Here is a 10,408-nt window from a genome sequence, read left to right as displayed (position 1 = left end):
ATCAGCGATTTACTGGACGTGATTGAAGATCGCTACGAGCAACGCAGCACAATCATCGTCAGTCAATTACCGGTCTCAGAGTGGTATGGCCTAATGGATAACCCGACCGTTGCAGATGCGCTGTTAGACAGGGTGATCCACAACGCTCATCGGCTGGAATTAACAGGTGAGTCACAACGTAAAAAAACACTGGTTCAGGGTGAGGAAGTCGGGTAAAAAGAGAGGATAAACGAAGGTCAGATCATGCTGGCCGGATCACACCGAAATGCCTGGCCGGATGAAACCGGAACAGGTGGCCGGACAAACCGAAATACGCAAACAGAAAAATTGTAAAGAAATATACACTTACCTGTGTTGTTATAGTGAGAATTTCGAGCATTTACACTGATCCTGGACAAGTGTGTTAACCTGAAGCTCACTATTTAAGCTGTGGGAGTGTTTATGGAAGCAAATCATGTGGAGATCCGCCATCTAACTCAGCAAGATATGACTGAGCTGCGTGAAGCGTCAGAGCAAGTTTATCCATCAGGGCCCTTGCTTGCCTGGACTGAAGATGTGGTTGATACGTTACTAACAAAATTTCCAGAAGGGCAGATTTGTGTCTGTGTTGATGGCAAGGTGGTTGGTTGTGCGTTTTCACTTATCATTGATTACAGCAAATTTAGTGATGAACATACTTACGAGCAAATTGTCACTGGTTTCTCGTTTAGTTCGCACGATCCTAATGGGGATGTTTTGTACGGTATCGAGGTGTTTATTCACCCGGAATATCGCGGTTTACGTTTGGCCAGACGTTTGTACGATGCAAGAAAAGAGTTGTGCGAAAATCTGAATTTGCGCGCCATTATGGCTGGAGGGCGCATGCCAAACTTTGGCCAGTTTGCCGACAAGGTTAGTGCCAAACAATATATCGAAAAAGTAAAAGGCAAAGAAATTTATGATCCGGTATTAAGTTTTCAGCTGGCTAACGGTTTTCATGTGCGTAAGTTATTAAAAGGCTACCTTCGCGGCGATGTTGAATCGCAGGAATATGCCACGTTGCTGGAATGGGCTAATATCTATTACACCAAGTCCGTTAAGTTAATTAATGCGCCTAAAGCAGAAATAAGACTGGGTTTAGTACAGTGGCAAATGCGCAACATGAAAGACATAAACCAGCTGTTTGAGCAAATGGAGTTTTTCGTCGATGCCGTGTCAGATTATAAAAGTGACTTTATCCTGTTTCCCGAGTTGTTTGCTGCGCCATTAATGGAACATTACAACCACTTAAGTGTAACGCAAAGTATTCGTGAATTAGCCAAATATACTGAAATTATCCGTGACAAATTTATTGATTTTGCTATCGCATACAACATCAACATTATCACCGGTAGTATGCCTTACTTGGTTAATGGCAAGCTGTTTAACAGCGGTTTTTTATGTCGCCGTGACGGCAGTTGGGAGCAATACGATAAAGTACATGTTACGCCCGCAGAGAAGCGTAATTGGGCAATGACAGGCGGCAATCAGGTTAAAGTATTTGATACGGATTGCGGCAAAGTGGGCATTATGATTTGCTATGACGTTGAGTTTCCTGAGTACGCCAGGCTACTGGCTGATCAAGGCATGAATATCCTATTTGTACCTTTTTTAACCGACACGCAAAACGGATACACACGCGTGAGACATTGTGCCATGGCCCGTGCGATAGAAAACGAATGTTATGTGGCTATAGCCGGTGCTGTCGGTAACTTAGCGCGGGTTAATAATATGGATATTCAATACGCGCAGTCTGCACTTTTTACCCCGTCAGACTTTTCATTTCCTACTACTGGTATTAAAGCTGAAGCGACTCCGAACTCCGAAATGCTGTTAATTGTTGATGTAAATATTGACCTGTTAAAAGAGCTGCATAGTCATGGCAGTGTGCATACGCTACGTGATAGACGGCATGACGTATATCAGCTGTCGCTAGTTAACTCAGACAAACATTAGTAACACTATTTGCCAAATTAACTCAGTGGGAAGGTAACACATACCGTTGTGCCTTTGCCCACATCAGACTGCACATGGATGTCGCAGTTATGCTGTTTTAGTATTTGTAATACGATCGACATACCAACGCCTGTTCCAGTGCCAACCGGTTTGGTCGTGTAAAAGGCGTCATACATTCTGGTTAGTGTTTCCTCCGACATACCACAACCGTTGTCCGAAACTGATAGCGCAATGTGGTTAGACTGATGCGTCAATAGCACATTAATTTCTGATGCTTTCTCAGGCATAGCCTCGCATGCTTGTATCGAATTAACCAAGATGTTGATTAACACCTGATTTAATTCCCCTGAGTTAAAAGAGATGGTCGGTACGCTATCAAGTTGATGCGTTAACATAACGTTTTTTAGTTTTGGACCTAATAATTTTAATGCCAGCTCTACCGCATCTTTTAATTGTAAAGTTGACACGACTTCAGCATCTGTTCTGGCGAAAAATAGTAGGTTTCTGACAATGTCTTTAATTCGGCAAAAACCTTGATTAGTGTCAGATACAAGCTCAGGGAAATCTTCCAATATCATTGTAAGTGTATTGTTATCGATGTTTTTCGCAGAACGGGAGGTTAATGCACTTAATAAGTTTTCGGTATAACTGGTCAGGGTATTAACATTGCTCATGACAAAAGCGAGTGGATTATTAATTTCATGTGCCACACCTGCTGCCAGGGTACCCAAAGTGGCAAGTTTTTCCTGATGAATAATGGATTGCTGTTGTAGTTTAATTTGGTGGATTTTTTGTTCAAGTAATTGATTTTTTTCATATAACTGCCTAGTGCTATCTTCAAGCAACTGCTCAATTTCTTGTTTGGCTTTTTTTTCACGTAAGTAGGCAATGTAATAAGGGTTTGATGCATCAGTCATGTTGTAACTCTATCGCTAAAATACAGTGATCTGCGCCATTGTGCATGCAAACAGTATGCACAATGGCGATATTCTGGCGCAAAATGCTGCGCCGCACCAAAAAGTAAGCCTTCAGCACAAAAGCACATTTTTCGTGGCGAGCGATAAGTTACTTCTATTTGCTCCGGTGAAATAATGCGGCTAATAATCGTTGGCAAGGCTGGCTCATGATAAAGCTTATTTACTTCTACATGAATAACATCATGAATACCCATTACTAAAGAGGTGAAATCTTCAAATCGTTTTATCACACCGACATGTCGACTAGCTAAACCGTTAAATAAGTAATGCCCAAATGCTTTTACAACGTCCTGTAGTGGCATGTTAAGCATTAGTGCCACATCGTTTGTAATCGCCATTAATTCTGTTTCAGCGTAACTTTTGGCAGAGATGTAGACTCTTTCTGGTGGAGCATGTTTTTTTAATAAGTCATTCCAAACAGCCATGCCACATTGTTCTACAATCATATCTTCAAGCACATTGAAAATAATACCTTTCATATCACCTCTTTTATTGCTTTGTGTAAGTTAACAGAAATGGCGCTGGCTTTGTCTCATTTGTCTCTTTGTGAGTATGGCAATGAATTAATACTAAAACCAGCTTTTGTGAAGAAATATCGAGATATTTTTGACTTTGGTTGCAGTAGTTACCATACTGCCTATAAGACAAATAAGACAGGCTGGAGAATGTAATGCCAATACCAGTAACAATTGCAGATGATTCTATGATGTCACGAAAAGCTGTGCGACGGGCACTGCCCGCAGATTGGGATATCGAGATAACAGAAGCGACCAACGGCAAACAAGCATTAGCGGCAGTTGAGGCGGGGAAGGCTGAAGTGCTTTTTTTAGATTTGACCATGCCAGAACTAGATGGTTTTGGGGTGCTACGCTACTTGCATGAGCATCATGCCAAAACCATTGTTATCGTAATTAGTGCCGATATACAACCAGAAGCTAAAAAGTTGGTTGATTCACTTGGCGCATTCCGTTTTTTGCACAAGCCACTTAACCCTGAGCAGTTATCGCAGGTTTTATTTGATGTGGGGCTAATATGAACAATGCTTTAGGCGATGAGCAGCGCGATGCGTTGCAGGAGCTGATGAATATTTCAATGGGTCAAGCGGCCAACTCGTTGGCAAGGCTTATTGAGGCGAAAATTACACTCTCTATTCCAAAAATATCTTCAGTAACACCGAGTGAATTTGTTGCAATGTTAAGCTCAGAAGGGATGTGGCACACCAGGCAGTCATTTTTAGGCTCGGTTAAAGGGGAAGTGGTTTCTTTGCAATCTCGCCTCGGTTGCGAAGCTATTGCAGAGTTAATGGAGTATCAGTTGCCCTTATCAGATACCACACGTGAAGAATTACTGCTTGAATTGTCAAATATTCTGGCAGGTGCCTGCTTAAGTGGCTTTGCTGAACAACTCGCACTAACGGCTAAGCTTAGTATGCCAACGGTGTTTGACCCTGAAAAGCTGTCACCTGACCATTACCGTTGGGCTAACACCTTGTCCATGGAGGTCGAGTTTAAAATTGAGTCCAGCCAGTTTGATTCAAAAATTGTTATTTGTTTAGAAGAGGATTCTATATCAACGCTATTAAACCGTTTGAATAGTTTGCTGGAGTAAAGATGACGACACAAAGCGTGTTAGAAAATCTGACAGCAAAATTGCCATTAGGTGTTTGTGTGTTAAATGACCAAATGGAGGTGTTGTACTGGAACGACTTTTTTGCTGACAGGTTAAATATAAGCAGTGATGACGTTAAAGGTCAGAATTTATTAACACTGTTTCCAAATGAAGCAAAGTATCTGAAAAAGAAGATTAATAGTGTATTTGTGCTAAACAACGCCAGTTTTTCTTATTGGGAGCATCGTCCTCATGTTTTTTTGTTCAGTAGCAGCCGTCCAATAACGGGGGAAGAAACGTTAATGTATCAAAACATTGAGTTTTTACCGTTAGATGTTACAGACAATAAGGTAAAAACAGTTTGTATGATTGTGCAGGACGTGACAGAGCTAGCGAGTTATTACCAAGGACAAAAAGAACTGTCTGAGCAGTTGTCTCAAGAGCATAACGCGTTACAAGAATTGAACCGAAAGCTGGAAGAGGCTCAAAATCAGCTGTTACAAGCCGACAAAATGGCAGCTATTGGACAGTTGGCTGCAGGGGTGGCACATGAAATAAATAACCCAATCGGCTTTATTAATTCCAACTTACAAAGCTTAGAAGACTATGCGGTAAAGTTACTTAAACTGGTTAATTTCTACGAAAAAGTGGTTCATAAAACGCAAAACAAAACATTTATTGCTTTACAAAAAGATATGCAGGAGCGTATGAAATATCAGTTTATTCGTGAAGATATGCCAGAGTTGGTTGCTGAATCTATTGACGGTATTAATAGGGTATCAGAGATTGTTAAAAGTCTGAAAGCGTTTTCTCACGTCGATAGCAGTGAGTGGCAATATGCTGATATTGTTGAGGGTATCGAAAGTACGTTAAAGATTGCTAACAACGAACTTAAATACAATGTTGAAATTCATCGTGAATATCAACAGCAATTACCTAAGTTGTTTTGTCAGCCGATGCAGTTGAATCAAGTGTTTTTAAACCTTATCGTCAATGGGGCTCAGGCAATTGTTGATAAAGGCCATATTTATATTACGGTGTCTGCTACTGACAATGACTATCAAGTGGCAATAAAAGATACCGGCTGTGGTATCAGTAAGTCAGCAATGCATAAAATCTTTGAACCGTTTTACACCACTAAGCCTGTTGGGCAGGGCACGGGGTTAGGGTTGTCGTTATCGTACAGCATTGTGCAAAAACATAAAGGTAACCTAGTCGTTACCTCTAAACCTAACGTTGGTACTACCTTCACGGTTATTTTACCAATACTTACTCCCGAACAGTTATTACCTGAGGCATCGGCACCGGCTTAACCACCAGCGGCAATTGATTTATTAAGCGCCATAATAAAGGTGTCACATACTTGTTCTATGGTAAAACCCGTTTTTAAATCACGTTGTGCGTCGTTTGCAGCGTTACTTATTTCTGTAAGGCCAAAACAGGCACTAGTGCCTTTAACTTTGTGAAGCAGTCTGATTATGCCATCTTGGTCTGCCGCTTTAACAAGCGACGATATTTCGCCGGGCAAATTCTGCAAACTGTTTAAATAGGCTTGCTGCAAGTCTTCGTCTTCGTCAACCGAATGCTCAATCTTGTTAGCAATACTGTTAGCCGCTGGCATGCCAATTTCCTTATGAGTTAATAACTTCGCTATTACTTCGAGCAACTGAGATTTCGCGATAGGTTTTGTTAGCGTTGCAGTAAAAGGTGTGCTCTTACCTTCTACTGGTTCATCTTCAAAGACATCGGCGCTTAAAGAGATAATAGGCACATTAATGCCCTGCTTTCTAAGCTTAACTGCTGCACTATAGCCATCCATTACATGCATTTGCTGATCCATAATAATAATATCCGGTTTTTGTGAAACAGCGGCCTCTATTGCTTGTTGTCCATTTTCAGCGAACAACAATTCCATGTTGGATTGTTTAACATAGGATGCTAACAGTAAACGAATATCCGCCACATCATCTACAATAAGCAGCTTTCCTGAGAGCGTATTCTGGCTAATTTCTACTGGGGGTAATGTAGCTTCTGCGATACTGAGGTCTCTTGATGATATTGCGGTGCTGTTAAAGGTAAGAATAAAAGTCGTCCCTTTGCCTATTTGACTTGTTAGTGAAAGGGTAATATTCATCGCATCAGCGAGCTTCTTGCTAATATACAACCCGAGCCCTGTACCACCATATTGTCGGCTTGTGCTGGAGTCAGCTTGCGTAAAAGCATCGAAAAGCTGCAGTTGCTGCTGCTCACTGATACCGATACCCTCATCTATTACTTTTATAGCGAGGGTATCATCGTATTTTTCGGCTTTCAGTGTAATAGTGCCATGGGCAGTAAACTTAATAGCGTTACTGAGTAAATTTAGTAGTATTTGCTGCAGGCGAAATGGATCTGCCATGACTGTTAGTTGGCGCGCTTGACTAAGATCACAATTAAAAGTGAGACGTTTTTGTTGTGCCAGTTGCAAAGTGCTATCAATGACATTGTTTAAAAAGGGCGTGATTTCTATGGGTTCGAATGACATAGTCATCTTGCCTTCATCAATTTTTGCTGTGTCGAGGATATCGTTGATAACATTTTGCAAATGCAACGTGTTTTGGTTTATCCGCAACAGCGTGTGATGAATATCTCCGTGTGTTTCGGCAAGGAGCTCCTCTGTAAAGCCTTTGATAATAGTAATAGGTGTGCGTATTTCGTGGCTCATATTGGCTAAGAATCGCGTTTTAATTGCGGCAAGTTGTTTTGCTTTATCTCGCTCTTGCTCTAGTTGTTGTGTTCTCTCTTTAACTCTGTGCTCCAATTCATTGTTTAGCAACTTAACCTCTGCCATCGAGTTGATCATCGCTTGCCTGGAGGCAATAACACGTTTTTGCATTCCGTTTAGGCTGTCTGACAACATTTCAAACTCGAGTGCTGTTTGATTAAAGGTTAAAGCAGGCGTTTCGGGGGTTTCAGACTGCCATTGGTGCGCATGTTGAGCAATTTTCTCAAGTGTGTCAGTGTAGTTATGAATAAATCGGCCAGCCAAAACTCTGATATATTGTAGTAATAACAGTGCACAAAGCATGGCGATAACTAAATAAATAAAATATCTGATGGCAAAAGGTGTTGTCTCTAAGTAGTAATGCGCTGACCATTTCACCCCATTTAGAGGTTTTCGTATCACGACATAACGCGAATCAGCGGTGAACCGCATAGAGGTTATGGGTGTTAAAAACAGGGTTTTAAACCATGACGCCTGCTCTGGTGGAAGCAAAGGACGCTCAGTCCAGACATTGCCCAGCTGGCCTAGTGTATCGCTACCCCATATTTTTTTATTTTCACTGTCAAGCAATATGCGGTTTGTTGCCATATTTTTTGACGGCATTAAGCTATTGGTCAGTGTTGCTAGATCTACCGATATTTCTACTACGCCGTCAAATGCTGTATTTTTATAAAGTGGAGCACTGACTGCAAATAACAGATCCTTACCTAAGGTTCTGCCTTGAAATGTTTCACTAACATAACTTTGCATCAGTGCTTTCGGTTGAATAAAATAGCTACGGTCTGCAACCGACGAATGTTGAATGCCAGTATCCGGTAAGTCAGCTTTATAAAATAAGGTAATGTTGCCTTCTGCGTCGGTCAAAAGCGCTGATATAAATTCGGGCTGCTGCTCTGTTAAATTCTGCAGTATATGTTTAGTAATATTATCTCGTCCCAAACTAGCAACAAATTCAGCTTGGCTAAGATATCTTACGAGTTGGCGCTGAATATTGTTAATAAAAACGTCTTGTTTACGGTCTATATATTGCAATTGTGATGACAGGTGCATATCAATTGCGCCTTGTAAAATAAACGCAATTAAAATGGTACCAGGAACTGCGCTGTATAAACCAATTCGGTGTGTTAGTTGCAGCTTTAAGCTTTGGTGTTGTTGTTTTGCTGGAGAAATCGCAATAGCATCAAGCATTGAGGTTGTTTTGATACAGAGTGCAAACACACAGCAGTTTAATAGCGCTGTACAGATTATCATCAAAGCAGAATCAATTAATAATCCATAATCAAACGCAAGATACAGCACAGTAATACCAATAGTGTAAATAAAAAGCAGCCGCCATAGCGTGTGTTTCGTGTTGGGTTTTACACTCATAAAGCATAACAACTGCAAAATGCTGTTAAGCCAAACAATATCGCTATTAAGTGGTAGACAAACAATTAAAAGGCTCAAGGAGGACCAGATAAACCCCAGGCGAAGTAATATAATTAGAAATGCAATATTGCCGATTAAAAAGGGAACAACAATCGGGAGGTTCACTGCCATAGAATTTGCAATAAAGCCCAGCAGTGAGGTTGTGATAAAAAACCACATGCGTCTTGACGAGAATGGCAAAGAGCAATTTAGCCTTTCAAGAAACGTTTGTATTATTGTTGTTGGATAACGCATTTAGTATGCACACGTTATTATTGCATGTAATCGTTTCATCAGTTTTCCTCCGGAAGTGGCTGAGCGATAACAATAGGCTCAACTTGAATCAAAAGTTGCTCTTGGTGTTTGGCTTGGTAACGTACCAGGTTATTTAGCGAGCTTTGACTAACAGTATGTCCTTTGGGTAGCAACAGCATGTGTTTCCGATTGTATAAATTGTGTGTTAGCCGCATACCTACAGTAATTTGTTCTACAGAAAGTCCTTCTTCAATTCTATTGTCGTTAACAATCCCATTGTTTGATATTAGTTTGCCAAGTGCGGCTATGACGGTTGGGTCATAGACGCTACCTTGTTGCATTTGTAATACTGCGTAGGCCTCTTGTCTGGTATGACGTTTTGCGTTGAGTTGTTGATAAATGGCCAACCAAAAGTCTCTTGCAACAGCGAGAATGCGTGATCCAATAGGAATGTCTTCCGCAACTTTTTGCATCGGCTCTCCTGTGCCATTAAAACGCTCATATTGGTTAGAAATAATTTCGCTTACACCATTAAGGTGAACAGCGGGTGCCAACATGTCTTCAGCTAATTGTGGGTGTTGTAAAAAAAGCCGTCTATCTTGGCTGTCTAATTTATAAAAGGGGGTATTGATACAATGTGCTGGCAATCCAAGTTTGCCTAAATCGCAGTAAAGCCCGGCTTTGCCGATAAATTCTCTATCTACCGAGTTTAAACTCATAATGCTGGCGAGATTAGCACTGGTTTCACTTACATTTTGTGCAAACTTACCGCTTAACGCTGGATTGATACTAATGATGTTGTAAAGCACTTCTAACGTCGCTTTTTGTTCATTTTCTCGCGTTACAGCAAGTTGTTTAAATTGATGCAATGTTTTTTTCAACTGTGCAGTACGTTGATGCACCATCTCTTCAAGGCCATGGTTTAATTCCTTAAGTTGTTTGTTCTGTGCTGCGACCTTTGCAGTGAGGCGTTTATTTGCTGTCACTAAGCGAAACATCTCTAACCCATCTTCTACCTGTGAAAGTAGTTCAGCGTTATCCCAGGGTTTTTGAATATAGCGGTGAATTTTCCCAACATTAATTGCGCTTACGGTTGATGCTAAATCGGAATAGCCGGTCATTAAAATGCGGTAGGCATCGGGTTGCAGTATCGCTGCTTGTGCTAAAAACTCTGCGCCAGTCATATTGGGCATGCGCATGTCAGAAATAATTAAATTAACTTTCTCTTTTTGCATAAATTCAATAGCTTGCTGGCCGCTTGATGCTTGCAGAAATTTGACATTTTTAGACATAAATAAGCGTTGCAACGACTTCAATATACTCGTTTCATCATCGACACATAAAATTACTGGCAGCAAAGTTGTCTCTGATTGGCTCATAAGATCCTCAAATACTCAAATGTCTCATTTGTCTCTTTGTTAAA

9 protein-coding genes are annotated in these 10,408 nt (G+C 40.9%); 5 read left to right on the top strand and 4 right to left on the bottom strand.

Annotation, left to right across the window (positions count from 1 at the left end; translation table 11 throughout):
* Window positions 1-216, top strand: a 216-nt coding sequence (locus H595_RS0114500) for an ATP-binding protein (RefSeq protein ID WP_027671855.1), incomplete at its 5' end; no start/stop codon positions are given.
* A 225-nt stretch (window positions 217-441) separates the two neighbouring features.
* On the top strand, window positions 442-1,974 hold the full coding sequence (locus H595_RS0114495; protein ID WP_027671854.1) for a bifunctional GNAT family N-acetyltransferase/carbon-nitrogen hydrolase family protein: 1,533 nt from the start codon (window positions 442-444) through the stop codon (window positions 1,972-1,974).
* Window positions 1,975-1,991: 17 nt separating this feature from the next.
* Here the strand turns inward: H595_RS0114495 and H595_RS0114490 are convergent, their stop codons facing one another.
* Both H595_RS0114490 and H595_RS22490 read right to left on the bottom strand, forming a co-directional pair.
* The gene (locus H595_RS0114490) at window positions 1,992-2,891 is read right to left on the bottom strand and encodes a sensor histidine kinase (protein WP_027671853.1); all 900 of its coding nucleotides are present in this window, start codon (window positions 2,889-2,891) and stop codon (window positions 1,992-1,994) included.
* Window positions 2,888-3,430, bottom strand: a complete 543-nt coding sequence (locus H595_RS22490) for a heme NO-binding domain-containing protein (protein WP_205623236.1) — start codon at window positions 3,428-3,430, stop codon at window positions 2,888-2,890. The genes H595_RS0114490 and H595_RS22490 overlap by 4 nt, the downstream gene beginning before the upstream one ends.
* A 191-nt stretch (window positions 3,431-3,621) precedes the next feature.
* Here H595_RS22490 and H595_RS0114480 point away from each other — a divergent pair, with 191 nt between their 5' ends.
* From H595_RS0114480 to H595_RS0114470, 3 genes are read left to right on the top strand one after another with little or no spacing between them, the layout of a single operon-like run.
* The gene (locus H595_RS0114480; protein WP_027671852.1) at window positions 3,622-3,987 is read left to right on the top strand and encodes a response regulator; all 366 of its coding nucleotides are present in this window, start codon (window positions 3,622-3,624) and stop codon (window positions 3,985-3,987) included.
* Entirely contained in the window at window positions 3,984-4,559 is a 576-nt protein-coding gene (locus tag H595_RS0114475) for a chemotaxis protein CheC (protein WP_027671851.1), read from the top strand. The genes H595_RS0114480 and H595_RS0114475 overlap by 4 nt, the downstream gene beginning before the upstream one ends.
* Window positions 4,560-4,561: 2 nt before the next feature.
* Window positions 4,562-5,872, top strand: coding sequence for an ATP-binding protein (locus tag H595_RS0114470; RefSeq protein ID WP_027671850.1), 1,311 nt, complete (start codon window positions 4,562-4,564; stop codon window positions 5,870-5,872).
* Here H595_RS0114470 and H595_RS0114465 read toward each other — a convergent pair.
* Window positions 5,869-8,511, bottom strand: a complete 2,643-nt coding sequence (locus tag H595_RS0114465; protein ID WP_169338559.1) for an ATP-binding protein — start codon at window positions 8,509-8,511, stop codon at window positions 5,869-5,871. The two genes, H595_RS0114470 and H595_RS0114465, sit on opposite strands and share 4 nt — an antisense overlap.
* 512 nt (window positions 8,512-9,023) lie before the next feature.
* A complete protein-coding gene (nosR, locus tag H595_RS22485; RefSeq protein ID WP_051219922.1) occupies window positions 9,024-10,364 on the bottom strand; it encodes a response regulator c-di-GMP phosphodiesterase, NosR family in 1,341 nt (446 codons plus the stop codon).
* Window positions 10,365-10,408 lie beyond the last annotated feature (44 nt).

This window comes from Rheinheimera baltica DSM 14885 (genome assembly GCF_000425345.1).
GTDB classification, from domain to species: Bacteria; Pseudomonadota; Gammaproteobacteria; order Enterobacterales; family Alteromonadaceae; genus Alishewanella; species Alishewanella baltica.
This window is presented reverse-complemented; position numbering and strand designations above follow the sequence as displayed.